This is a genomic window from Flavobacterium fructosi (genome assembly GCF_042787335.1).
GTDB lineage: Bacteria > Bacteroidota > Bacteroidia > Flavobacteriales > Flavobacteriaceae > Flavobacterium > Flavobacterium fructosi.
In genome coordinates, this window is the sequence record NZ_JBHZQA010000003.1 from 121,615 (window position 1) to 147,385 (window position 25,771).

Annotated in this window: 24 protein-coding genes; 17 read left to right on the forward strand and 7 right to left on the reverse strand. The window is 34.2% G+C overall.

Features of this window, described 5'->3' with window-relative positions; all coding sequences use genetic code 11:
* Positions 1 to 2: 2 nt before the first annotated feature.
* The 5 genes from ACFX5D_RS05815 to ftsY all read left to right on the forward strand — a co-directional run bounded on the left by ACFX5D_RS05815 (position 3) and on the right by ftsY (position 3,109).
* On the forward strand, positions 3 to 1,256 hold the full coding sequence (locus ACFX5D_RS05815) for a CinA family nicotinamide mononucleotide deamidase-related protein (RefSeq protein WP_379857301.1): 1,254 nt from the start codon (positions 3 to 5) through the stop codon (positions 1,254 to 1,256).
* 71 nt (positions 1,257 to 1,327) lie between these two features.
* Positions 1,328 to 1,564, forward strand: a complete 237-nt coding sequence (gene rpmB, locus ACFX5D_RS05820; RefSeq protein WP_024980263.1) for a 50S ribosomal protein L28 — start codon at positions 1,328 to 1,330, stop codon at positions 1,562 to 1,564.
* A gap of 27 nt (positions 1,565 to 1,591) precedes the next feature.
* Positions 1,592 to 1,774, forward strand: a complete 183-nt coding sequence (gene rpmG / locus ACFX5D_RS05825) for a 50S ribosomal protein L33 (protein WP_017495179.1) — start codon at positions 1,592 to 1,594, stop codon at positions 1,772 to 1,774.
* A 74-nt stretch (positions 1,775 to 1,848) separates the two neighbouring features.
* A complete protein-coding gene (locus ACFX5D_RS05830; RefSeq protein WP_073207479.1) occupies positions 1,849 to 2,001 on the forward strand; it encodes a DUF4295 domain-containing protein in 153 nt (50 codons plus the stop codon).
* A 127-nt stretch (positions 2,002 to 2,128) separates the two neighbouring features.
* Positions 2,129 to 3,109 (forward strand): signal recognition particle-docking protein FtsY, encoded by a 981-nt coding sequence (gene ftsY, locus ACFX5D_RS05835; protein ID WP_379857302.1) that lies wholly within the window; start codon positions 2,129 to 2,131, stop codon positions 3,107 to 3,109.
* Positions 3,110 to 3,298: 189 nt separating this feature from the next.
* On the opposite strand, the gene ACFX5D_RS05840 is transcribed toward ftsY, so the two are convergent.
* The gene (locus ACFX5D_RS05840; RefSeq protein ID WP_379857303.1) at positions 3,299 to 4,363 is read right to left on the reverse strand and encodes a serine hydrolase domain-containing protein; all 1,065 of its coding nucleotides are present in this window, start codon (positions 4,361 to 4,363) and stop codon (positions 3,299 to 3,301) included.
* A 194-nt stretch (positions 4,364 to 4,557) separates the two neighbouring features.
* Here ACFX5D_RS05840 and ACFX5D_RS05845 point away from each other — a divergent pair, with 194 nt between their 5' ends.
* Positions 4,558 to 5,058: a hypothetical protein gene (locus ACFX5D_RS05845; protein WP_379857304.1), complete on the forward strand. Its 501-nt coding sequence runs from the start codon at positions 4,558 to 4,560 to the stop codon at positions 5,056 to 5,058.
* Positions 5,039 to 5,335 (forward strand): DciA family protein, encoded by a 297-nt coding sequence (locus ACFX5D_RS05850; protein WP_073207467.1) that lies wholly within the window; start codon positions 5,039 to 5,041, stop codon positions 5,333 to 5,335. The genes ACFX5D_RS05845 and ACFX5D_RS05850 overlap by 20 nt, the downstream gene beginning before the upstream one ends.
* Before the next feature lie 111 nt (positions 5,336 to 5,446).
* On the opposite strand, the gene ACFX5D_RS05855 is transcribed toward ACFX5D_RS05850, so the two are convergent.
* From ACFX5D_RS05855 to ACFX5D_RS05870, 4 genes are all read right to left on the reverse strand, one after another.
* The gene (locus ACFX5D_RS05855; protein WP_379857305.1) at positions 5,447 to 5,866 is read right to left on the reverse strand and encodes a nucleoside-diphosphate kinase; all 420 of its coding nucleotides are present in this window, start codon (positions 5,864 to 5,866) and stop codon (positions 5,447 to 5,449) included.
* A gap of 112 nt (positions 5,867 to 5,978) precedes the next feature.
* A complete protein-coding gene (locus tag ACFX5D_RS05860) occupies positions 5,979 to 7,250 on the reverse strand; it encodes an acyltransferase family protein (RefSeq protein WP_379857306.1) in 1,272 nt (423 codons plus the stop codon).
* A gap of 36 nt (positions 7,251 to 7,286) precedes the next feature.
* A complete protein-coding gene (bshC, locus tag ACFX5D_RS05865; RefSeq protein WP_379857307.1) occupies positions 7,287 to 8,879 on the reverse strand; it encodes a bacillithiol biosynthesis cysteine-adding enzyme BshC in 1,593 nt (530 codons plus the stop codon).
* Between the two features lie 49 nt (positions 8,880 to 8,928).
* Positions 8,929 to 9,558 (reverse strand): hypothetical protein, encoded by a 630-nt coding sequence (locus ACFX5D_RS05870; protein ID WP_379857308.1) that lies wholly within the window; start codon positions 9,556 to 9,558, stop codon positions 8,929 to 8,931.
* Positions 9,559 to 9,679: 121 nt separating this feature from the next.
* On the opposite strand from ACFX5D_RS05870, the gene ACFX5D_RS05875 reads away from it, so the two are divergent.
* The 7 genes from ACFX5D_RS05875 to ACFX5D_RS05905 all read left to right on the forward strand — a co-directional run bounded on the left by ACFX5D_RS05875 (position 9,680) and on the right by ACFX5D_RS05905 (position 19,040).
* Positions 9,680 to 9,934, forward strand: a complete 255-nt coding sequence (locus ACFX5D_RS05875) for an autorepressor SdpR family transcription factor (protein WP_379857309.1) — start codon at positions 9,680 to 9,682, stop codon at positions 9,932 to 9,934.
* A gap of 4 nt (positions 9,935 to 9,938) precedes the next feature.
* Positions 9,939 to 10,592, forward strand: coding sequence for an SdpI family protein (locus tag ACFX5D_RS05880; RefSeq protein WP_379857310.1), 654 nt, complete (start codon positions 9,939 to 9,941; stop codon positions 10,590 to 10,592).
* A 29-nt stretch (positions 10,593 to 10,621) separates the two neighbouring features.
* Positions 10,622 to 12,823, forward strand: a complete 2,202-nt coding sequence (locus ACFX5D_RS05885; protein WP_379857311.1) for a B12-binding domain-containing radical SAM protein — start codon at positions 10,622 to 10,624, stop codon at positions 12,821 to 12,823.
* 99 nt (positions 12,824 to 12,922) lie between these two features.
* Complete coding sequence (locus tag ACFX5D_RS05890) at positions 12,923 to 13,408, forward strand: acyl-CoA carboxylase biotin carboxyl carrier protein subunit (RefSeq protein WP_379857312.1); 486 nt, start codon at positions 12,923 to 12,925, stop codon at positions 13,406 to 13,408.
* Between the two features lie 100 nt (positions 13,409 to 13,508).
* Positions 13,509 to 14,948, forward strand: coding sequence for an acetyl-CoA carboxylase biotin carboxylase subunit (gene accC, locus ACFX5D_RS05895; RefSeq protein ID WP_379857313.1), 1,440 nt, complete (start codon positions 13,509 to 13,511; stop codon positions 14,946 to 14,948).
* Between the two features lie 116 nt (positions 14,949 to 15,064).
* Positions 15,065 to 16,606, forward strand: coding sequence for an acyl-CoA carboxylase subunit beta (locus tag ACFX5D_RS05900; protein WP_379857314.1), 1,542 nt, complete (start codon positions 15,065 to 15,067; stop codon positions 16,604 to 16,606).
* Positions 16,607 to 16,898: 292 nt separating this feature from the next.
* Positions 16,899 to 19,040: an ATP-binding protein gene (locus tag ACFX5D_RS05905; RefSeq protein ID WP_379857315.1), complete on the forward strand. Its 2,142-nt coding sequence runs from the start codon at positions 16,899 to 16,901 to the stop codon at positions 19,038 to 19,040.
* Positions 19,041 to 19,101: 61 nt separating this feature from the next.
* Here ACFX5D_RS05905 and ACFX5D_RS05910 read toward each other — a convergent pair whose 3' ends face one another.
* A complete protein-coding gene (locus tag ACFX5D_RS05910) occupies positions 19,102 to 20,433 on the reverse strand; it encodes an aminotransferase family protein (protein WP_379857316.1) in 1,332 nt (443 codons plus the stop codon).
* 73 nt (positions 20,434 to 20,506) lie between these two features.
* Entirely contained in the window at positions 20,507 to 21,964 is a 1,458-nt protein-coding gene (gene mmsA, locus ACFX5D_RS05915; RefSeq protein ID WP_379857317.1) for a CoA-acylating methylmalonate-semialdehyde dehydrogenase, read from the reverse strand.
* A 205-nt stretch (positions 21,965 to 22,169) separates the two neighbouring features.
* Here mmsA and ACFX5D_RS05920 point away from each other — a divergent pair, with 205 nt between their 5' ends.
* Genes ACFX5D_RS05920 through ACFX5D_RS05930 form a run of 3 tightly spaced genes read left to right on the forward strand, consistent with a single transcriptional unit; the run spans position 22,170 to position 25,746 of the window.
* Positions 22,170 to 23,696 carry a Na+/H+ antiporter NhaC family protein gene (locus ACFX5D_RS05920; protein ID WP_379849996.1) on the forward strand — a complete coding sequence of 509 codons (1,527 nt, stop codon included), beginning with the start codon at positions 22,170 to 22,172 and terminating at the stop codon, positions 23,694 to 23,696.
* A gap of 10 nt (positions 23,697 to 23,706) precedes the next feature.
* On the forward strand, positions 23,707 to 24,378 hold the full coding sequence (locus ACFX5D_RS05925; RefSeq protein WP_379857318.1) for a GNAT family N-acetyltransferase: 672 nt from the start codon (positions 23,707 to 23,709) through the stop codon (positions 24,376 to 24,378).
* Between the two features lie 21 nt (positions 24,379 to 24,399).
* Complete coding sequence (locus tag ACFX5D_RS05930; RefSeq protein ID WP_379857319.1) at positions 24,400 to 25,746, forward strand: aspartate aminotransferase family protein; 1,347 nt, start codon at positions 24,400 to 24,402, stop codon at positions 25,744 to 25,746.
* The last annotated feature ends 25 nt before the right edge of the window (positions 25,747 to 25,771 follow it).

Below are 25,771 nucleotides of genomic sequence, written 5' to 3' on the forward strand. Positions count from 1 at the left end.
AAATGAAAGCAACCATAATTACTATAGGTGACGAAATTTTAATAGGACAAATTGTCGATACGAATTCTGGATTTATCGCTAAATCATTAGATAGAATTGGTGTTGAAATCAACGAAATGATTTCGATCAGTGATGATAAAAAGCATATTTTGGATACTTTTGCAAAGCTTCAAAATAAGGTGGATTTAGTTATTATAACGGGTGGTTTAGGACCTACAAAAGATGATATTACCAAAACAACATTCTGCGATTATTTTGATGATGAATTGATTGTTAATAAAGAAGTTGAAAAGCATGTTGTCGAGTTAATCGAGCGTGTGATGAACAGGAAAGCTTCACAAATTAATAAAGACCAAGCGCTTGTCCCTTCTAAATGTACGGTGCTTCATAATCAGGTAGGAACAGCACCTGGTATGTGGATGAAAAAAGAAAATACTGTTTTCATTTCGCTTCCCGGAGTTCCTTATGAAATGAAATATTTAGTGGAGAATGAAATCATTCCCAAAGTGGTTCGGGAATACAAACGGCCTTATATTATCCATAAAACGATTCTTACTTATGGCCAGGGTGAAAGTCATGTTGCAGAACGGATAGAAGAATGGGAAAATAACCTCCCACCGTTTATAAAATTAGCTTATTTGCCAGCTCCGGGGAGGGTTCGCTTAAGACTTTCTGCCAGAGGAACTGATAAAGAAAAATTAGAGAAGGCAATTGCCGAAAATGTTAAATCACTAGATGCGATAATCCACGATATTATTGTTGGTTTTGATGATGACGAAACCTTAGAGGTAGTTGTTGGGAAAATGCTGACAAAACAAAATAAAACTATTTCAAGTGCCGAAAGTTGTACTGGAGGTAAAATAGCTCTAGTTTTGACTTCTGTCCCGGGAGCTTCAAATTATTTTAAGGGTAGTGTAGTTTGCTATGCGACAGAGACTAAAATCAATGTGCTTGGTGTACCGGAAGGCCTCATAAAAGAGTATTCTGTTGTAAGTCGGGAAGTAGTTTCGGCTATGGCTTTGAGTATCAAAAAAATGATGAAAACGGATTACGCAATTGCGACAACTGGTAACGCCGGACCTTCAAAAGGGGACTCAAAAGCTGAAATTGGGACCGTTTTTATTGCATTGGCAACGCCAAACGATATAATTGTTGAAGAATATAATTTTGGGCAACCCCGTGAAAAAGTGATAGATAGAACAGTAATCAAGAGTTTAGAAATATTACAGAAAGAAATTTTGAAAAATGTGCTTTGATTATTTTGCATAATAGGTTTATTTTTCTTTTCTTTGCACCCTCGATTTGAATAACGATAAAAGATAAGATAATGTCAAGAGTTTGTGACCTTACAGGTAAAAGAGCGATGGTAGGAAATAACGTTTCTCACGCTATGAATAAAACTAAGAGAAAATTTTCTGTAAACTTAGTTAAAAAGCGTTTTTATCTTCCAGAAGAAGATAGATGGATTACTCTTAGAGTAGCAGCATCTACGATAAAAACAATTAACAAAAATGGAATTGCTGCGGTTTTGAAAAAAGCACAGTCAGAAGGATTTATTAAATAATCCATTCCAAAATAAAAAAATAGCAAGATGGCAAAGAAAGGTAATAGAATCCAGGTAATTTTAGAATGTACTGAGCACAAGACTTCAGGTGTTGCAGGGACTTCAAGATACATCACAACAAAGAACAAAAAAAATACTCCAGACAGATTAGAGATTAAGAAATTTAATCCAATCTTGAAACGTGTAACAGTTCACAAAGAAATTAAGTAATAATTAGAGATTTTGATAAAAATATCAAATGGAGACATTTGTAGATTTTGTTAAAATACATATACATTTAAATCATGGCAAAGAAAACAGTAGCAACGTTACAGACATCTTCTAAGAGATTATCAAAAGCCATCAAAATGGTGAAATCTCCAGTAACAGGAGCATATACATTCGTAGAATCTATTATGGCTCCAGAAGCGGTTGATGAGTTCTTGAAAAAGAAATAGTTAACAATCACATTATATAGAAAAGCTACTTTCATTCGGAAGTAGCTTTTTTATTTTCTATATTTACCGTTAGAAAATCGTATTGACTCTTTAAGTCTAAATACTTCATTTTTAATACTATTATACAATGAGTTTTTTCAAAAGAATATTTTCCCAAGAGAAAAAAGACGCGAGCTTTAGCGAACAGGCGAAGCAAACATTAGACAAAGGTCTGGAAAAATCAAAAACAACATTCTTTTCAAAACTGAGCAAAGCGGTTGCCGGAAAGACTAAAGTTGATGATGACGTTTTAGACAATCTGGAAGAAATTCTAGTGGCTTCGGATGTGGGAGTTAATACCACATTGAAAATTATTACTCGAATAGAAAACCGTGTCGCTTCGGATAAATATCTTGGTGTAGAAGAGCTCAATCAAATACTTCGAGAAGAAATAGCTAGTTTATTATCTGAAACTAACTCAGGTGAGGCAACGGAATTTGTCATTCCAACTCAAACCAAGCCTTATGTTTTAATGGTTGTTGGTGTCAACGGAGTTGGAAAAACAACTACTATCGGAAAATTGGCATATCAATTTAAAAAACAAGGCTACAAAGTGGTTTTGGGTGCTGCAGATACTTTTCGAGCCGCAGCTATAGATCAATTACAAATTTGGGCGGATAGGGTAGGTGTTCCTATCGTTCGTCAGGATATGGGAAGTGATCCTGCATCGGTAGCTTTTGATACTTTGCAGTCAGCGGTTGCGCAAAATGCCGATATCGTTATTATTGACACTGCAGGACGTTTGCATAACAAAATTAATTTGATGAACGAATTGACAAAAGTAAAGCGAGTGATGCAAAAAGTAGTTGGAGATGCGCCTCACGATGTTTTGTTAGTTCTTGACGGTTCCACTGGTCAAAATGCTTTCGAACAGGCGAAGCAATTTACTGCCGCTACAGAGGTTACTTGTTTAGCGGTAACAAAATTAGACGGTACTGCTAAAGGTGGTGTTGTAATTGGGATTTCCGATCAATTTCAGATTCCTGTTAAATACATTGGTGTAGGGGAAAAAATTGAAGATTTACAGGTCTTTAATAAATACGAATTCGTAGATAGTTTCTTTAAATAATAAGTGCAATGAATTTTTCTTCTTTTAAAAATACAAACCCAATTTATTTTTATTTTATCAGTATTTCTTCTTTTGTTTTGGCCAATCTTGTCAGAAGCAAAAGTATTAATTTTTACTATTTTTTGTTGCTGGTTGGTTTAGTTTTCTTTGTTCTGGGAATGGTAAAAAGAATGAAAAGTAAATAAATTTTTATAGATATAAAGCGCTAATTTTCTCCCATAAAGTTTCATCAAAATCGGATAAAGCTAGGTTGACATTATCGGCAGCATCACCCATTCTGATTATTACCATTTTTTTGCTGGGAATTACATAGATTTTCTGGTCATTTTTGCCTAACGCCATAAACATATCATTTGGAGCAGTGGGGATGATACTTCCGGGAATGGTCAGTTGTGGTTGAGGTAAAAGGTAACTGCTTTTTCCGTTGAGCCACCATAAATAGCCATAACTGAGGTTTATGTTTTGAGAAGTGGATGTAGCTTCCCTAAAATAGGTTTCGTTTAAAATTACTGTGTTGTTCCATTTTCCTTTATTGTACATCAGTAATCCAAAACGAGCCATACTGCGTGTTGTACTTCCATAAACTGAATTATTTCCGGACTGAAACCAAACGCCATCCATTCCTATTTTATCTCTTAATTTGGTATTGAAATAAGTGTTCCAACTTTGTCCCGAAGCCTGAGCAATCACATCTTGTAATTTTACATATACATTATGATAGGCCCAACGCGTTTCTGCATCAGCTTTGTACTGAAGATTCGCAGAGGACACATCATCGCCATTAGCAATATCTTCGATACCAGAAGTCATGGTGAGTAAGTTTTTGCAGGTAATTAGATTTTCTTGTGCCAAAGTTTCGCTTGTCCAACCCGTTCCAATATATTGTGAAACTTTATTGTTTATGTTCAAAATCCCTTCCTGTTGTGCAATTCCAGTTAGGGTGGAAGTCAAGGTTTTTCCGGCACTTGCCCAATACCAATTAGTAGTTCCTGAATGACCATTGAAATAATTTTCCATTACAATTCGGCCATTGACCAGAATAATGAAACCTTTTGTATGTTTGAGTTCTAAATAATCCAAAAGTGGTTGAACGGCTGGTTGTTTCCAACCCAAGCTTGCAATTGATTTTGTTTCCCAAATAGTGCCTGTTAATGGAGGGAAATAAATCGTTTCTGTTGGTGTAGGGTCAACAGTTTCTTTATTACAACCGAAACAGAAGAATAAGAGAAGGAAACTATAGATTGTTTTTGGCATCTTACGAATGATTTTTTTCTAATTAGTTTAAGACCAAAAATATATAAAATAGTTTAATCTGTTTTTGCTTTTTTTGTTTTCTTTGCGTTTAATAAGTTTAACTTTGTCTTTGAAAAGAAAATAATATTTTGTCTCGAATGCCCTAGCCCTGATGGAAACGGCATCCTTTTTCTTGGGATTCTGACAAAGGAAGAATGACAAGAAAAAGATATAGTGGACAGCAGGAAATGGCTCCTAAAAATGATAATTATATGAAAAACGTGTTTAGAATTGTATTTATTTCACTATTCTTTGTTGCTTGTCAGCAAAAGATAACTCCTGCAGATGTTGTTAAAATTAATGGGTATTGGGAAATTGAAAAAGTAGTTTTTGGCCAAGGAAAAGATAAGGATTATGGTATGAATGAAAGTTATGATTATTTTCAAATAGGCAAAAATAACAGCGGAACCAGAAAGAAAGTGATGCCGCAATTAGACGGTACTTTTTTGGTAAACAATACTTATGAAAATGTAACCATACGATTTGCAGGGGATAAAGCATTTTTAGATTATTCGACTCCGTTTACAAAATGGAGTGAGGAATTAATTTCCCTTTCTGAGGATAAGATGGTGCTTAAAAACCCAGAGAAAAAAGAATATCATTATAAGAAAACGGGACCAATAAACTTACTGGGCGATGGCAAAAAGACTAAATAATCAAAGTACGATAGGAGATGTTTTGAAACAAATTATCCAAGTAAACAAACTTCAACCCGGTATGGACCAGATTGATGTGAAAGATGCGTGGAAAAATTTGATGGGGAACGGAGTGAACAGTTATACGAATAACGTGGTTCTGAAAGGTTCGACTTTGTATGTTGAATTAACTTCATCGGTTTTAAGAGAAGAATTAAGTCACGGAAAGTCTAAAATTGTCGCGATGATTAATGAAGAATTACGTCGGGATGTGGTGAGGGATGTTGTTTTGAGATAATGATTTGAAATTGTTGATTAACGATTATAGATTTAAAATTCTCGGTCATAAAAAAATCCCGTTTCAATTTGAAACGGGATTTTCTAATTATCTGTAATCTGTGACTGAATACTAGAACTGCTCTCTTCCAGCAAAATGGAAAGCACCTTCAATAGCTGCATTATCATCACTGTCAGAACCGTGAACTGCATTTTCTCCAATAGAAGTTGCGTATGCTTTACGGATCGTTCCTTCAGCAGCTTCAGCTGGGTTTGTAGCGCCAATTAAAGTTCTGAAATCTTCGACAGCATTATCTTTTTCTAAAATAGCAGCAACAATAGGACCACGAGTCATGAATTCAACTAATTCACCGTAGAAAGGTCTTGCAGCGTGTACAGCATAAAATGCTTGTGCATCAGCAACAGTCAATTGTGTTAATTTTAAAGAAACAATTTTGAAACCAGCAGTTGTAATCATTGCTAATATATTTCCGATGTGTCCGTTTTCAACCCCATCAGGCTTAATCATTGTAAAAGTTCTATTAGTAGCCATTTTATTTTCTGTTTTTTAAATTTTGTGCAAAAATAGACTTTTTTTTGAATTAAAATTGTTAAATCAGCAGTTTGGCCTCTTTTATGTATTTAAAAATGCTGTTTTTATTATTTTATACTTTAAAAATTAATTTGTTTTTGTAAAATAACCACAAAATAAAAGACCAAATTCCAACATAAATTAAAGCTCCAACCAACGATGCCAATAAAGGATTAGTAAAAAATGGTTCAATCCAAAAACTATAAAGATATTTTTGAAGATTGATTTGCTCTCGCGGTATTCGAGGATTTTGGAATTGAATCATTCGCAATCCTTGTGGAATTATGCCAGAGAAAAAGAATACTACCATTGGGTTTACTCCCCAAATTAGAAATAGTTTTGTCCATTTTTTATACTCTACTACTTCTATAACGTAAAATAAAATAGTCAAGCACAAAATGGCTAATCCGGAAGTGTATAAAACATAAGAGCTGGACCAAAGTGATTTGTTGATAGGGAATATGATGTTCCAAAGTAGTCCCAATACAGTAAGTATTAAACCTATTATTGCCATTTTTTTGACAATTTTTAACTTTGGTAAAGGACGATTAATCAATTGGCCGATTAGTAACCCGATTATTCCTGAAGCAATTGCTGGAATAGTGCTTAATATTCCCTCGGGATCCCAAGTTTTTGAAAAAATCCACATGTGTCCTTTTAATACTACGCTATCGAACCAAGCGCCCAAGTTGGTTCCTTTTTGAAAGTTTGCCGCTCCAATTCCCGGAACGGGTATTAAAGCCATTAATCCCCAATAAAGGAGTAATAGCGCTATAGCGGTTAAAAGTTGTGTTTTCTGACTAGTTTTTAAATAGAACAGCGAAACCAAAAAATAGACAATCCCGATGCGTTGAAGTACGCCTGGAATTCTAACCTCTTGATACGCTTCGATACCGCTATACGCTAAAAACAGTAAAATAATAAAAACAAAAAGTGTCAAATAAGTTTTGATTTTTAGACTGAAGTTTCCCAAAAGCGCATAACTTACTCCAATAGTTATAACTAATCGGCCCAATAATAATGGAATTCCTTCTAGTCCAAAAAGTTCTATTTTACCAAAAAAATTAAGAAATAATCCCAAACAAAAAATCCGTAAAGCGCGTATTGTTGTTTTATTGAAAGTTGCGCTGTCAAACTGTTTAGTTGGCATTGCAAAAGATATGGCAACGGCCATGATAAAAATAAAGAAAGGAAACACCAAATCGGTTGGGGTGCATCCGTTCCATTCTGCATGTTCTAACGGCGGATAAATGTGATCCCAACTTCCAGGATTATTTACAATTGTCATTAACAATATAGTAAAACCTCTAAATGTATCCAGCGAAATTAAGCGTTCTTTGGTCATTGGCTTTTGGTTGGTTTGGGTTAATGCTGCGAGCGTTTATGGTAACAAAATAATATCGAAATTTTGTTCCAAAGGTCTTAACTGACTGAAAATCATTGGAATCAAATCCTCTCCATTTTCTAAATAAAATTCAGAGAAATTAGCTTGACGCTCCTGTAAACTTTCGTTTGGGAACAAATCGTTTTGTAAGTCTGTGATGCGCTGTAATACGTCGCTTAACTTTCTTTTTTGTGCTTTTAGTAACCGTTTTTCCAGATTTTCCAATCCTTTGGTTTGTTTCACTTCTTGTGCTTTTACGGCTCCAATAAAAGCTTTATCGGTATGATTTGCTATTTCATACAATGATTCGAATTGTTTTCGTAATTGCTCTTTCATCGCTAATAAATCGATTGGAAATTCAGATAATTGTCTGGTTTTATTATTTAATAATTCAGCTTGTTTAGAAAATAAATCTTTCCAACTTAGCCCCAGTTTGTCTGCTTTTTTAGCTTGTTTTTCGGTGGTTAGCACTACTGAATTTCTTAATAAAAGTATTGGAAAAGTCACTTTTGCAGCAGCGAAAAATGATTTTAATTCCAACCAATATGCAATTTCTCCACCTCCTCCAATGTAGCAAAGATTTGGTAAAATCACTTCCTGATATAAGGGACGCATAATCACGTTAGGACTGAATTTTTCGGGATGATTTTTTAATAATGCTAGAATTTCGCTTTCAGAAAATTCAATTTTAGTATGATTTACTTTATATTTCCCGTTTTCAAGAATAATGCGTTCACGTAGCTTATCTTCAATGTAAAATAAATTGATTTCACGAGGATTTACCTGAATCGTATAATCTTTTAGTTTTTCGGCAGTTTCAAGTACTAAATTATGTGAAGATTGATGCAGTAATTCTTCTTTTGCAAAAGGAATAAAAGTTCGTTTTAAGTCTGAATTATCCGCATCCAGAATAACTAAACCAGATACACCAAATAATGCATTAGCTAAATGTCTTGTAGCATCAGCCAGATTATCATGCTTGAGGTACGATTCCTTAAATAGTTTTTTTATGGTCTCGGCATTTGTGCTTGAACCAATTTCCAGCGCGTATACTTCAAAGAAATCTTCTAAACCTTTAGTGGTTAATCTGCCAACAGGACCAGTACTTTGAGTATTCCATCTGAATTTTTTTCCTTTAAAATTGAAATAATTAATCTCTTCAAAATCATGATCTTCGGTCGCCATCCAGTAAATGGGAACAAAGCTATAGGAAGGATATTTTGCTTTTAATTCAGTGGTTAAATTAATTGTTGAAATAATCTTGTATAAAAAATACAAAGGTCCACTGAATAAATTTAATTGGTGACCAGTCGTTACCGTAAATGTATTTGAAAGTGCTAAAGCTTCAATATTTTGTTTTGTTAAAACGGAAGTTGAAATAGCCGAATATTGTTTTTGTAAAGTTGAAACTAAAGTGGGTCTAATAGTATCGTCATAGTTGTTTTGCTTTTCAAGGATTTGGCTTTCAAAGTTTTCAAGCTTTGGAAACCGATGATATAGAGAATCTATATTGTTATTTTTATTTAAATAATCATTTATTAAAGAAGAGAAATATCCTGAATTCTGATAGCTGATACAGTCGGTTGGCATGTTGAATTTTATTTGATGCTAAATTACCGAAAAATATTGGAAGAACTATTTATTTTAGAAAACCATTATTTCTAATTTCTTTGTGTATGGCAACAATATTGGTAGGTATTTCGTTTTCTAAAAGCCACTTTACATCCAATCCGTTGCAAATAGCTGTTTTCATTAAGAGACTATTCTCGGAAATAAGTAGACCTAATTTTTTTAAATCAGCTTTAAATTCTATTCTATAATCTTCATGAAGAGCATTAATAAGTATTAAAATTTTGAATGCACGGGCATTTACATAAGTGCAAAAAGTGTGTGTATTTTGAGGTTTTGTGTTTAATATATGTAATTTGTTTAAGCTTATTACTTGGTTTAACATTTGTAAGTTGAAACTAATTTCGCCATATTTATCTTTGGTTATTTTTACATGTTCTGTTATATCGCCGCTCAAACGGCGCATATCCATAAGAAGATATCCCAGCGAATGAAAGTGATCATACATTGTTTTTGTTGCAACCGTTATATTATTTTGAAGAATTTCTCTACGGTCTTCAACACTTTGTGTGCTTACCAATTCAAAATACAAGTGGTTGGCTAAATCCAAATCCCTTTTCAGTAGCCTTAAAATCAATTTATCTTTTTCAGCACCAGGTAGGTTTTGGATTGCATTTTTAAATTCTTTATTAAAAATCATTATGCTACGTTAAGAATTACATGTTTTATTTAGTGCTAAAATACCATAAAAATGGAAACAAATATTTGCTAAATCGAAAAAGTATTTAGACATTTGTCTAAATATATAAATACTTTAAATAATGAATGCCATTTTTAAAGCACTAAATGATGCCACACGAAGAGAAATATTAGAACTTCTGAAAAAAAAGGAATTGTCAGCGGGTGAAATCGCGGATCAATTTAATATTTCAAAACCCAGTATTTCACACCATTTGGATATTTTAAAACAAGCTGATTTAATTACCTCTGAAAAAAAAGGGCAATTCATAATTTATTCTATTAACACTACTATAATGGAAGATGTTTTGCAATGGATATTAACTTTTAAAAAATAAAAACATGAAATTAACTTTAAGAAAAGAATTGCCAATTATCGGAATTATTTTAGTTCCTTGTATTTACTTGGCTTTTTTGTGGAATTCGCTACCTGAAAAAGTGCCAACCCATTGGAATTACAAAGGAGAAATTGATCGATGGGGAGATAAATATTCTTTAATTGGATTGTTATTTCTTTTACCTGTTTTAACGTATCTTTTACTATTAATCATTCCTAAAATTGATCCCAAAAAAAGAATTGACCTAATGGGAGGGAAGTATTATCAGATTAAATTTATACTGGTTTTAATGATGTCTTTGCTTTCTATGTTTATCATACACCTAACGAAAAATGAATCTATTTCAAATCCAAATTTAATTTTTGCTCTTATGGGAATTTTAATTGTTGTGATGGGGAATTATTTTAAAGTAATACAGCCTAATTATTTTTTAGGGATACGGACACCGTGGACTTTAGAAAATAAAGAAGTGTGGAGATCTACGCATACTTTTGCAAGTAAACTTTGGTTCACTGGTGGTTTACTAATTATTATTGGAGGGATATTTCTGCCGGATGATTTTTTTTTAGTGGTATTCTTATCAATAATTGCATTAATTGTTATTGTTCCTACGGTTTATTCTTATTTTATATTTAAAGAAATAGAAACTAATAAATAACCCTTATTTTTGCATAAAACTTATTTCTTTTGAAAACCAAACTATTCCTCATCACGCCGCCTTTTACCCAATTGAATACGCCGTATCCAGCAACAGCGTATATAAAAGGGTTTCTGAATACCAAAAATATTGATTCTGTTCAGGCTGATTTAGGAATTGAAGTAATTTTGAAATTGTTTTCCAAAGATGGTTTAATAAGTTTGTTTAAAGTTGCAAGTTCAACTTTTGAAGTTGGAAAAGTTTCAGATAATTCAAAGCGGATTTATGCTTTACAAGAAGAATATCTTAAAACCATTGATCCTGTAATCGCTTTTTTACAAGGTAAAAATCCAACATTGGCACTTCAAATTTGTCAAGAAGATTTCTTGCCGGAAGCGTCTCGTTTTGCACAATTGGAAGAATTAGATTGGGCATTTGGAACAATGGGAACGCAAGATAAAGCAAAACATTTATCGACTTTGTATCTCGAAGATATTTCGGACTTTATTGTTGAATGTGTCGATGCTAATTTTGGTTTTAGCCGCTATGCGGAACGTTTGGGTCGTTCTGCAAATTCTTTTGATGAATTGTATGAAGCCTTGCAGCAGGAACCAACTTATATTGATAACGTACTTCTTTCAATTTTAAAGGAAAGAATAGAAACTATTGAACCTACATTATTTTTGATTTCCGTGCCGTTTCCAGGGAATTTGTATTCAGCTTTTCGTTCGGCTCAATGGGTCAAAAAGCATTATTCAAATATTAAAATTTCAATGGGTGGCGGTTTCCCAAATACCGAATTGCGTTCACTTTCGGATGCACGAGTCTTTGAATTTATTGACTATATCACGTTGGATGATGGTGAAATACCAATTGAAGAACTTATAAATGCTGTCACTTCGAGTGAAGTCGAGAAGCAATATAAACGAACTTTTCTTCTGGAAGATGGGAAAGTAATTTATAAAAATAATTCCACTAAGCCAGATTACAAACAATCGCAAGTAGGAACGCCGGATTACTCGGATTTGCCTTTGGATAGATACATTTCGGTAATCGAAATTGTGAATCCAATGCATCGTATGTGGAGTGACGGACGTTGGAATAAACTTACCATGGCGCATGGTTGTTATTGGGGGAAATGCACTTTTTGCGATATTTCTTTGGATTATATAAAAATATACGAACCGGTCGCTGCCAATTTGTTGTGTGATCGTATGGAAGAAATGATTGCTCAAACAGGCGAGAACGGATTTCATTTTGTTGACGAAGCGGCACCTCCAGCTTTGATGCGAGCACTCGCACTTGAAATTCTTCGAAGAAAATTAGCAGTGACATGGTGGACGAATATTCGATTCGAAAAAAGTTTTACCAAAGATTTATGTTTGCTTCTAAAAGCATCTGGTTGTATTGCCGTTTCTGGCGGACTCGAAGTTGCTTCCGACCGATTATTAAAACTGATAGATAAAGGCGTAACGGTGGAACAAGTCGCTAAAGTTACTCGTAATTTTACCGAAGCTGGAGTAATGGTTCATGCGTATTTGATGTATGGTTATCCCACACAAACGATTCAGGAAACCGTTGATAGTCTGGAAATGGTTCGGCAATTATTTGAAATGGGGATATTGCAGTCTGGATTCTGGCATCAATTTGCGATGACAGCACACAGTCCAGTTGGATTATACCCAGAGAAATTTGGCGTGGTAAAAGAAACTGAAATTATTGGGACTTTTGCTAATAACGATATTAGTTATACAGATTCAACAGGAATTGATCACGATAAATTCAGTTTTGGACTCAAGAAATCATTATTCAATTTCATGCACGGAATCTGTTTTGATTATGAGTTGCAAGATTGGTTTGACTTTAAAATCCCAAAGACCAAAATTTCACCTGATTTTATTTTCGATGCTTTACAGGAAGACGATGATTTTAAAATAAAACCTACTGCAAAAACCGTTTGGCTTGGAGGAAAACCATTTATAGAACATTTTACCAAATCCAAAAAAGGAAATTCATGGGAAATGATGACTTTGACTTTCCATGACAAAAAAGAAAGTTTCACCCTTCAGACCGGTAAAAAGGAAGGCGAATGGCTGATAGAAATACTTTTAAAAATCTCCGTTTCAAATGCTAAAATTTGCACTTTTCACGAAATAAAAAGTGATTTCGAAATTCATTTAGAAGATTTTGAATTATTTTGGTATTCAAAACCAATTAAAACCTTAAGAGAATTCGGATTATTAGTATTGTAATTTTTTAGCAAAACTATATTAAATTAGCATAAATCTCCAACTTTTAGATTACGCAAACGTTTTCTTTACTTATTTTTACAATCAATAAAAAATGTATGTATGAGTATTGGTTATAAAGTAAATGTAAATGACACTTTTCATTTTATTGTTGAAAAGAAACATGTCTCACAACTAGATGCAGTGAGTGTGGAAACAAATAAATTCCATGTATTGCATGAAAATACACCTTATAAAGCTGAAATTGTAACTTCTGATTTCAATCAAAAAATCTATACCGTTAAGGTAAACAACAACACCTACACTATAGCGATTTCAAATCCTTTGGATATTCTTATCAAAGAAATGGGATTTGAAGTTGGTCTTACTAAACAAGTCAATTTCATTAAAGCGCCTATGCCCGGATTAATTTTGGAAATTAGTGTTGTGGTGGGACAAGAGGTCAAAGAAAACGACAATTTAATTATTCTAGGCGCGATGAAAATGGAAAATAGTTTCCTTTCTCCCCGTGATGGTGTTATCAAATCGATTTCGGTTGCCATGGGAGATGCAGTAGATAAAGGACAGTTATTAATTGAATTCGAGTAATAAAATAATTCGCAAATTAAAAATAGCATGTTTAATTATTCAAAGCAATTGATTGTCAGAGGATGAAAAATTAGAAAATCGGTGGTTAAAAAAATAAAAAATGAAAAAATTATTAGTTGCCAATAGAGGGGAAATTGCCATTCGGGTGATGAAAACCGCACAAAAAATGGGCATTAAAACCGTAGCAGTTTATTCAACTGCTGATCGAAATGCACCGCACGTAAAGTTTGCCGATGAAGCCGTTTGGATTGGGGAAGCACCTTCAAGTCAGTCGTATTTGTTAGGAAGTAAAATTATTGAAGTTGCCAAATCTTTAAACGTGGATGCCATTCATCCCGGTTATGGATTTTTAAGTGAAAATGCTGATTTTGCCGAAGAAGCCGAAAAAAACAAAATCATATTTATTGGTCCAAAATCCAAAGCCATAAAAATAATGGGAAGCAAATTAGCGGCTAAAGAGGCCGTTAAAGAATTTAATATTCCAATGGTTCCCGGTTTAGATGAAGCAATTACTGATATCGAAAAAGCCAAATTGGCTGCAAAAGCAATTGGTTTTCCTATTCTGATTAAAGCTTCTGCTGGCGGAGGTGGAAAAGGAATGCGTGTCGTAGAAAGCGAAAACGATTTTGAATCTCAAATGAATCGAGCAATTAGCGAAGCGATTTCTGCTTTTGGCGATGGTTCCGTTTTTATAGAAAAATATGTGGTGTCGCCGCGACATATAGAAATTCAGGTTATGGCGGATAGTCATGGAAACATTTTGTATTTATTTGAAAGAGAATGCAGTATACAGCGCCGTCATCAAAAAGTGATTGAAGAAGCACCTTCTTCCGTTTTAACACCTGCATTGCGTAAAAAAATGGGTGAAGCTGCCGTTTTGGTAGCTAAATCATGTGATTATTTAGGAGCTGGAACTGTCGAATTTTTATTGGATGAAAATAATAATTTCTATTTTTTGGAGATGAATACTCGTTTGCAAGTGGAACATCCCGTTACCGAATGGATAACAGGAACAGACTTAGTTGAACTGCAAATCAGAGTGGCTAGAGGGGAGGAATTAACCATCAAACAAGAAGATTTGCATATAAAAGGACATGCTTTAGAATTGCGTGTGTATGCCGAAGACCCGATGAATGATTTTTTACCAAGTGTAGGTCATTTAGATAGATATCAATTGCCTGTGGGCGAAAATATCCGTGTCGATAATGGTTTTGAGCAGGGCATGGATATTCCTATTTATTATGATCCCATGTTGGCCAAACTAATCACGTATGGAGACACTCGTGAAGAAGCGATTCAATTGATGCTTAAAGCTATTGATGGTTACCATGTGGAAGGTGTACAAACAACATTGCCTTTCGGAAAATTCGTTTTTGAACATGAAGTATTTCGTTCCGGAAATTTTGATACCCATTTTGTAAAGAAATATTACAATGCCGATGTAGTGAAAAACCAAATGGCTAAAGAAGCCGAAATTGCCGCTCTTGTGGCTATGAAACAATATTTTGAAGATCAAAAAATCGTACGATTACCTCATTAAAATATTTATTCACCATTAAGAGATTAAGCTTCATTTAGAAAAAACAAAACTTAATTTTCTTAATGGATTTAAAATAAATAAATAATTAGCGAATTGGCGGTTAAAATAAGAATAGTATGGAAGACAAAATAAACACATTAAACGATAAAATTACTCAAGCTCATTTGGGTGGAGGTAAAAATAGAATTGATAAACAGCATTCCAATAAAAAACTAACGGCGAGAGAACGTGTCGAGTATTTGATGGATGAAAGTTCTTTTGAAGAAATTGGCATGTTGGTGACGCACCGTACCACCGATTTTGGGATGGATAAGGAAATGTTTTATGGTGACGGCGTAATCACAGGATACGGAACAATCAACGGACGATTGGTTTATATTTTTGCTCAGGATTTTACGGTTTTTGGTGGCTCGTTGTCAGAGACACATGCCGAGAAGATATGCAAAGTTATGGATATGGCCGTCAAAATGGGTGCTCCAATGATTGGACTGAATGATTCTGGTGGAGCACGTATTCAAGAAGGCGTTCGTTCTTTGGGTGGTTATGCCGATATTTTCTTCAAAAACGTTCAAGCTTCTGGAGTGATTCCGCAAATTTCAGCGATTATGGGACCCTGCGCTGGTGGGGCTGTATATTCGCCTGCAATGACTGACTTTACGATGATGGTCGAAGATACCAGTTATATGTTTGTAACGGGACCAAACGTCGTGAAAACCGTAACAAATGAAAGCGTAACTTCCGAGGAATTGGGCGGGGCGAGTACACATTCTACTAAATCGGGAGTGGCGCATTGCACATCAGCAAATGATGTGGAATGCTTGGAAGATCTGAAACGCTTGTTGAGTTATTTGCCGCAAAGCAATAAAGAGAAAGCGCATAATTTACCATACGAACTCAATGATGAGATCCGTACTAAATTAACGACAATTATTCCTGAGAATCCAAATAAGCCATATGACATGCATGAAGTAATTGATGGCATTATTGATGAAGATTCGTTTTTTGAAATTCATAAAAACTATGCCGAAAATATCCTGGTGGGTTTTGCCCGATTGGGAGGAAAAAGCATTGGAATTATTGCTAGTCAACCAATGATTTTAGCCGGTTGTTTGGACGTAAAAAGCTCGATAAAAGCAGCACGATTTACCCGTTTTTGTGATTGTTTTAATATTCCTTTATTAGTTTTGGTAGATGTGCCCGGGTTTTTACCAGGAACCGATCAAGAATGGAATGGAATTATAGTTCATGGGGCGAAATTACTTTACGCTTTAAGCGAAGCGACCGTGCCAAGAGTTACTGTGATTACCCGAAAAGCCTATGGTGGCGCTTATGATGTGATGAACTCGAAACACATTGGTGCCGACATGAATTTTGCTTGGCCAACTGCCGAGATTGCGGTGATGGGAGCCAAAGGCGCTTCTGAAATTATCTTTAAAAAAGAAATCAGTGATGCCGTCGATCACGAAGCAAAACTCTTAGAAAAAGAAGCTGAATATGCTAATCTGTTTGCGAATCCATACACAGCAGCACAACGTGGTTTTGTTGATGAAGTAATCCTGCCACAAGATACAAGGCGGAAACTGATAAAAGCCTTTAGTATGCTTGAAAATAAAGTAAGCGTATCGCCTAAGCGCAAACACGGTAATATTCCTTTATAAAATTTTATCAGAATTGAAAAATCCACCTGATAGAGGTGGTTTTGTTGTTACAACACTAAAGTACATTGTAGGTTTCTCTGGTATATGGTTGCTTTTTTAGGTCCTTGACTTTTATTCGAATTGTTTTTTTTTACAATATTGAAAGGTTCATATTCAATTATGTAGTTTGTTATTTTATGAAAAAAAAGTTTAACTTGCGAAAAAGAAATAAGATAATTCTTCTAAAAAAAAATAGTAGTTTTTATAATGAAAATCAAATGAATTTATTTTTTAAAAAATACCACTTTGTTCTATGAAAAAATACGGTAATATTAATACCTACTACAAACTTTTATTGTTGATTAGTGCGACAAGTTTGTTCTTTTTATTGCTTTATGTTTCACTTTATCTGTATACGATTCAAGAAGAGAAACAATTTTATAAAAGTACCTATAATCAGTATAAAAATGAAGTCAATTCGCTTTTCAAACTCAATTCTGAAACAGCTAATGCCACAATTATCGACGTTACATTTTGGGATGAGTTAGTAAAATATACCAAGACGAGAGATGAAAATTGGTATAAAAAGTCTGTTGCAAGCCAATTCGAAACTTACAACATGGATTATATTGGCGTTTATGATTTAAACAATAATTTGATTAGCAAAACAGTTTCTTCAAGGATTAAAACGGACAATTTTATTCAAAAGGAGGTAATGTCGCACCTTTATAAGTCTAAAATCACTCGGTTTTATTTGAGGATTCCGGAAGGAATAGTTGAGGTTTTTGGCGCAACAATCCATCCTTCAAACGACCCTAAGAAGATTAAATCGAACCCTTCGGGCTACTTTTTTATGGTTCGACTTTTAGACAAACAATTTTTGGAAAATCTAAATCTGATTAGCAGCTCTAAAACAAGTTTGAAGAATGAAAAACATACAAACACATCAGGAGAAGATGCGGTAAGTGTAGATATAAATCTGAAAGATTACAAAAACAATGTAGTATCGCAATTAACTTTTAAAAGAGTTTTTAATCTAAATTTTAAAAACACAAAAGAGATTCTTTTTGTCGTTATATTGGCTTCACTATTTAATATTATAATTTGTCTTTATTTCACCAAACGTTGGGTTTATAATCCTTTGAAATTAATCACCAGTATTTTAGAAACAGGAAGTTTATTTGCCATTGGTAGTTTAAAAAGAATAAAAGGAGAATTTGGGTATATTGGTAATCTTTTTGAAGAAAATAGCAATCAAAGAACGCAATTAGAGATTTCTAAACATAAGGCAGAGGAAAGTGATAAACTAAAATCTTCTTTTTTGGCTAATTTATCACATGAAATCAGAACTCCAATGAATGCTATCGTTGGTTTTAGTGATTTGTTGAATAATCCCGAATTAGAGGAAAAGGATAAAGCAGAGTATTTAAGAATAATTAATAGAAGCGGCACTAATTTGGTCTCAATTATTGAGGATCTTATTGAAATGTCGAAGATTGATGCACTTCAAATTAAGCCTAAATACAAAGGGATTAATCTTAATAAATGCATTCACGAATTGTATGAAACCATAAAAGTCACCATTCCAAAAGAAAAACAAATTAAATTTTTTGTTATTGAATGTTCACATCCAATTGAAAAATATTTAATTACAGATGTCGTTAAGTTAAAACAGATTCTTGTAAATTTAATAGCAAATGCAATTAAATTTACAGATAGCGGTTCTATATCTTTTGGTTATGAAATAGATGAAATAGATGGAACCGTGGTTTTTACCGTAAAAGATACCGGAAGGGGAATTGACAAAAAAAATCTAAAGGCAATATTTGATCGATTTTTAAGAGTTGAGGATCATTTTCATGCTGAATCAAATGGCTTAGGATTGGGTCTTGCTATTTCTAAGGCATATATCGAAATGTTAGGAGGTTCAATTTCTGTAAAGTCATCATTTGGTAATGGTTCAGCTTTTACATTTAAAATACCATTAGTTTTGGATGAATCAGAAAGAAAAAGTAAAACTAAAACTAATGCTAGTTTTGAACGTAATTCAGGAAATGAAACGATATTGGTTGCTGAGGATGATAATATAAACTTCTTATTATTAAAGAAAATTTTAGAACTTAGAAATTATACAATTATTAGAGCAAATAATGGGCAAGAAGCGGTCGATATTTGCGCAGTAAATAAAGATATTGATTTGGTCTTTATGGATGTCAAAATGCCAGTAATGAATGGATTAGATGCTTTCGCAATTATAAAAAAAACGAACCCAGATTTAATTGTAATAGCCCAAACGGCTTACTCTTCCGCCGAGGATAAAGAAATGATACTGAATCTAGGTTTTAAAAATTATATTACGAAACCTTTGAAACGAGAAAAAATATTTGAATTATTAGATGAATTTTTTGTTGAAAATAACAAAAACAAACACAAAATAAAGGTCGCAGGTCTTTAATAAAAAGTCCTAAAAGAAAGAGTTGTTAAACATATTTACTCTTTCTTGTAGGAAAAATATTTTAGTTCATGTGTTCGTCTGGTATTTTTAAAGCTTCAGAAATAATTGCTAATCCTTCATCAATTTGAGCTTCGTTAATCATTAATGGTGGTGCTATAAAAATATAACCCCAGCGAACAAAGGTATATAATCCTAGCTCTCTTAACTTGGCACCCACTTTATTCATAACTTCCATTTCGGCAGCATTAGCATTGAAAGGAGCCATCAATTGGTATGGATCTTTGCTTTTTACAACATCTAAACAACCCAATAATCCTTTGTTCCTGAAATCACCCATCGAAGGATGTTTTGCTCGCATTTCGTTTATGCGTTTCTCCATATAGACTCCCATTTTATTGGTATTTTCTATCAAATTATCAGTTTCGTAAATGTTGATTACCGCCAGCGAAGCCGCTAACGAAACAGGGTGCGAATTGTAAGTCAATCCCAACCATAAAGGAGAATCTTCATATTTTTCTGCAATTTTATCTGAAACCATTAAGCAACCTAAAGGTAGATAAGAAGACGTTAATCCTTTTGCCATACAAATCATATCAGGCACAATTTCGCCATGTTCAAATCCGAACCATTTTCCTGTTCTTCCAAAGCCACTCATTACTTCGTCGGCAATAAATAGGATTTCATATTTTGCACACAATGCTTTAATGCCTTTTAAATACCCTTTTGGATAATGAAGACAGCCAGATGAACCGCTTTCGCCTTCAAAAATAAAGGCTGCAATCGTATGTCCGCCTTCATATCGAATGATTCTTTCTACTGAATCTAGGCTCCATTTTAATCTCGTTTCTTCATCTTGATCGCTTAATCCATAAAAATCATAAGGATCGTCCAAATGAAAAATATTAGTTGATTGCTGCGCATCAGTATATTGTTTTCTTGGATCTCCACCTACAGTCATACTCGCAGATGAATTTCCGTGGAAACCGCGGTACCTGCCAAATATTTTATGTTTTCCGGTATACAATCGGGCTAGTTTTATGGCATTTTCTATGGATGAAGCACCACACAGGGTAAAAAAAGCTTTGTTTAAATCTCCTGGACAAATGGCTGCTAGTTTTTTAGCTAACTGAGCCCTAATTTCGGTCGTACAAGAAGGCGTTACATAACTCACTTTTTGCATTTGTTCGACTACGGCATCCGTAACACGCTGGTCGCCATGACCAATATTCACTGACATTAATCCGCTGGAAAAATCGATGATTTTTTTTCCGCCTACCTCATAAAGGTAAACGCCTTCGGCTCTTTCAATTGGAATAGGATTTATATTTTTTTGGGCCACCCAAGTAAATAAGCTGTATTGTTTACTGTCACTTATTATTTGTTCTTTAGTCATTTTAATTTTTTTAAATTTTTTTAATTCTCAAAATTCTGAAATCATAAATAATTAATCATCATTCGAAAATTTTTTAACTCATCCAGTTGGTTCCTGCTTCAGGATTCCATTTGGTAGTTGTTTTCTTTTCTTTGGTAAAAAAGCCAATAGCACTTTTCCCCGTAATATCTCCTGAGCCAAATCTTGATTCATTCCATCCGCCAAAACCAAAAGGTTCTCTGGGAACAGGAACACCAATATTTACTCCGCACATTCCTGCTGAAGCATTTTCGGTTACATAATTGGCTAAACCGCCGCTTTGTGTAAACACGGAACACGCATTTCCATAAGGACTGGCATTTTCAATTGCTAAAGCTTCATCAATTGTATTAACACGAACAATAGTTAGTACTGGCCCAAATATTTCCTCTGTTGCAACTTTCATATCTGCAGTTGCGAAGTCAATAATCGTTGGCCCGACATAAAAACCATTTTCTTTCCCCGGAACTATCGTATTTCTACCATCCAAAACGATTTTGGCGCCTTGCTGTTCCGCTTCAGCGATATAGGACTCAATCCTTTCTTTGGCTGCTTTCGAAATTACGGCACCCAATGTTGTGCCACATTGAATTTGATTGGCATCATCAATTAATTTGTCCAATATCATATCGCAATTGCCAACAGCAATTAAAGTTGCCGCTGCCATACATCGTTGTCCCGCACAACCACTCATAGATGCCACAATATTTGATGACGCCATGTCACGATGCGCATCTGGAAGAAGTATGATATGATTTTTTGCTCCGCCAAGTGCTAAAACTTGTTTCAAATTTTGACTTGCTCTTTGATACACTATTTTTGCCACTTTCGTAGAGCCTACAAAGGTTATCGCTTTAATATCAGGATGGTCGCAAAGATTCTCAACTGTAGATTGTGTACCATTTATAATATTGAATAAACCATCAGGAAGACCTGCTTCTTTCAATAGTTTTGCTGTATATTGACTGCTAATTGGCACCGCTTCGGATGGTTTCAAAATAAAAGCATTTCCTAATGCAATGGCATTTACAATGGTCCAATGCGGAACCATAGTGGGGAAATTAAAAGGAACAATCGAAGCTACAATTCCTAAGGGTAATTTAGTTGTAGAGCAATAAACCCCTTTGCTGACTTCCATATTTTCTCCAGTTACAAATTGAGGTAGCGAACAGGCAAATTCGGTCAGTTCAATTGCTTTGTCAATTTCGGCTCTAGCTTCCGAGTGAATTTTTCCGTTTTCATGGTAGATAATTTCGGTTAGTTCAGCGCTATTTTGTTCCAGTAACTGCTTGTATTTATAGAACACTTGTACTCTTTCTTTTAAGGTAACTTTTTGCCAGGCTTTTTGCGCTTTTTTAGCAAAATCAATAATTTCATTCAAATCGTCCATCGTAGATTCATTGAAAGTAGTTAATTCCTTATCGTCTAATGGGGATATAACGGTATGAATTTTGCTGGAGCTACCTGATTTAAACTCCCCATTTATAAAGTTTTTTACTTCATTAAATACCATAACTATACTTTTTTTAGTTTTTCAAATATACACTTTTTATTAAAAAAAATAATAATATTTTTTGTAAGTGTTTAAATTATTGTTAGATTTACAAAATAAATACTTAATTATTAATTTATTTACAATGTGAATAATATTTATTTAAAAATGATAATTTAAAAACTGACCAGTTTAAATTATTTTATTAACCAAAAACCAAAACTCAATGAAATCAATCTCAACTATTATTGGAGTCGCCTTACTATTTCTGGCTGGCCTTTGTTATTTTATCAATTGGCACGCTTTAGTTCCCGCATTTACGGTATTAGGAATTGCAATAATGACAAGAAAAGCATTGGAACCTTTAATAATAGGATGCGCTGTTGGTTTTGTATTATTGGCTATGCAAGGTGGATCGAAAGAATTTTTTCCGGAAGGACAAGGAATGATTTTTCCTCTTAATATGTTTGACGGAATGTTTTCATCGATTTCCAGAGACGCTCATGATCAAGGTCTAATATGGGTGATTTTAGTATGTATATTATATGGTGCATTTGTACAATTATTAGTTGCTTCTGGAGGAATAAATGCTGTCGGAAGATACTCTGAGAATCACGTTAAAAATAAAAAGCAGTCATTAATTATGACTTATTTTTTAAGTTTCTTCTTTTTTCTGGATGACTATTTAAGTGCACTGTCTATTGGTAATACGATGAGACCTATTACAGATAAATTTGGGGTTTCAAGAGAGAAATTAGCATTGGTTTTGAGTTTTGTTTGTGTACCACTGACAATAATATTTCCTATTTCGACTTGGACTATTTTTTATGGAACTCAAATTGCGGCTATTCAAGGAGGCGTTTTAAATAGTGCAGGAAAAGTTATAACAAGTCCTATTGAAGCATTTTTAGGTACAATTCCTTATAATTTTTCAGCGTGGATTTCATTAATTCTGGGAGCATTAGTAGTGTTTCAGTTAATTCCGGATTCAAAAGCAATCAAGGAGGCGGAAGCAAGCGTGAAACTAATAGATCCCGAAGTTGTAAAAGTGAAGAAAAAACCAGCAAGAGAAGGGAAGTTGGTCTATTTTATTCTGCCTTTGGTTATTCTAATTTGGTGTACCATTTTTCCTTATCCGTATGATGCGGAATATTGGGATAGTTTAACGTTTTCTTCAGAATCAATTTTCAGTAGTATTGATGCCCTTCGCGGAATAGCAACAGCTTGTGTATTTACGTATTTGTTTTATTTAGTATTAGGAGTAATAAAATTTAATAAAATTTCAAACAACTTTGTCAAAGGGATGGAATCAATCACTTTCGTGTTAGTAGTTCTAGGAATGACCTATTTATTAAAAGATGTTCAAAACGGATTGGGATTTAATGAATTTGTAGCCGAGAAATTACAAGGAATTAGCTGGTTGAATAGTGCAACGCTGCCTTTTGTTGTTTTTGCATTAGTGGCATGGATTTGTTGGGCTACAGGTTCAAACTGGGGAATATATGCAATTTTAGTACCAACAACAGCCATATTGTCTCGTTCCCTTGGAGCAGATTTTTGGCTAACGCAAGGAGCTTTGGCTTCAGGAACTGTTTGGGGAGCTGCAGCATGTTTCTTCTCTGATAACAGAGTGCTTACAGCGCAGTCTTGTAAAATAGATATGATGAAACATGGTATTTCACAATTTCCCTATCAGTTAGTAATATTTGGAGTTTCATCGATCTTATATTTAATAGCTGGATATGTAATTTAAAAGTAAAGATATGATAAGCAAGAGTATTTTTGAAAATCAATTTATAATTCGTAATGCTATATTAGATGATGTCATTCAGATGGAGTATTTACAATCACGATGTTATCCAACTTTGCACGAATCAGAAATATTGAATAGAAATCATTTTGCTAATCACATAAAAATATTTCCTGCAGGGCAGTTAGTGATTGAGGAGGATGGAAAGATTATTGCGTCGGCAAGTACTTTTAGATGTCATTTTCCAGAACATGATAGTACTTTTCTGGAAGAGACAGATAATTTATGGTTATCCAATGTGCATATACCAGATGGAAATTGGATGTATGGCATCGATATGGGAGTATTGCCGGAATATCGTGGTTTAGGTCTTTCGAAAGAAATGTATAAAGCTCGCCTAGAAGTTTGTCGAAATTTGGGTTTGATAGGTCAGATTATAGCCGGAATGACAATTGGTTATGGAAAAGTAAAAGACAAAATGACAATTGAAGAATATTGTTACGGATTAGAAATGAATAAATATACAGATCCTACAATTACGCCACAGCGAAAATCAGGATTTAGATGGATCAAACCTTTGTATAATTATATAAATGATCCTGAATCTGGGTTTGCCAGTATCCTAATGTATTTACCGGTCGATGAAGATTATAGTTTGAAAAAACAGTTGCAAAATAAAAAATAGAATAAAATTAAAATAAAAAAAATGGGAACTCAAATTAAAAAAGTATCAGAAATTCCTGGACCAAAAAGCAAAGAAATGTTAGCAAGAAGAGCCGCCGCTTTACCTGCCGGTTTAGGAAAATCTACCGAAGTGGTTGTCGAAAAGGCTGAAGGGGCTTTAGTATGGGATGTAGATGGAAATCAATTGATTGATTTTGCGGGAGGAATCGGGATGGTAAATTTGGGTCACAGACCAAAAGCAGTAGTTGATGCCATAAAAGACCAAATGGATAAATACCTGCATACCGGAGCATTAGTGACTACTTTCGAACCGTATTTAGAATTTGCAGAACTGCTTAACAAAATTACACCAGGTGATTTTCCTAAGAAAACATTGTTGGCTTGTTCCGGATCTGAAGCGGTAGAAAATGCAGTGCAAATTGCACGATATTATACAAAGCGACCTGCAGTAATTTGTTTTGAAGGAGCTTATCACGGTAGAACATTACTTACTTTGAGTTTAACTAGTAAATACGCTTTATTTAAAAGAGGCTTTGGCAGCTATGCCCAGGATATTTATCGTTTTCATTCTCCAAATTTATATCGCAAACCCGATAATTTTACGGAAGAGGAATATATAGATTTTTGTATCGAGCGTTTTGACCAGAATTTAATTTCACACGTCGATCCTTCTTCGGTTGCAGCAATTATTATCGAACCTGTTCAAGGGGAAGGTGGCTTTATTCCTGTGCCAAAACGTTTCTTGGAAAAAATCAGAAAAGTTTGTGATGAACATGGTATCGTTTTCATTGCCGATGAGGTTCAGGCAGGAGCAGGAAGAACAGGGAAGTTTCTTTCTATTGAACACAGCGGAGTGATTCCGGACATGGTAACGATGGCAAAATCGATAGGTTCAGGATTGCCAATTAGCGCCGTAACTGGTAAAGCAGAGATGATGGATGCACCGCATTTAGGAGGTGTTGGAGGAACGTATTCTGGAAGTCCAATTGCTGTAGTGGCAGCACTTGAAACCGTGAAACAAATTAATACACCGGAATTTTTAGCCAAATCGGTTCATGTGGGAGATGCTATTAGAACACGATTAAATACAATGGCAGATAAGTTTTCTTGTATTGGTGATGTTCGTGGAATAGGAGCGATGCTGGTAGTTGAATTTGTAAAAGATAAAAAAACCAAAGAGCCTGATATGGATTTTGCGATGGCAGTAATCAAAAAATCAGTCGCAAATGGATTGATTTTAATCAGAGCAGGATTGTACACCAATTGTATTCGTTTTTTACCTCCAATTGTTATTACTGACGAACAATTGCATGAAGGATTGGATGTAATTGAAAATGCAATCCAAGAAGTATTGAACGAAAGAAAATAATTTAGACGAAAGTCTAAAAGTCGAA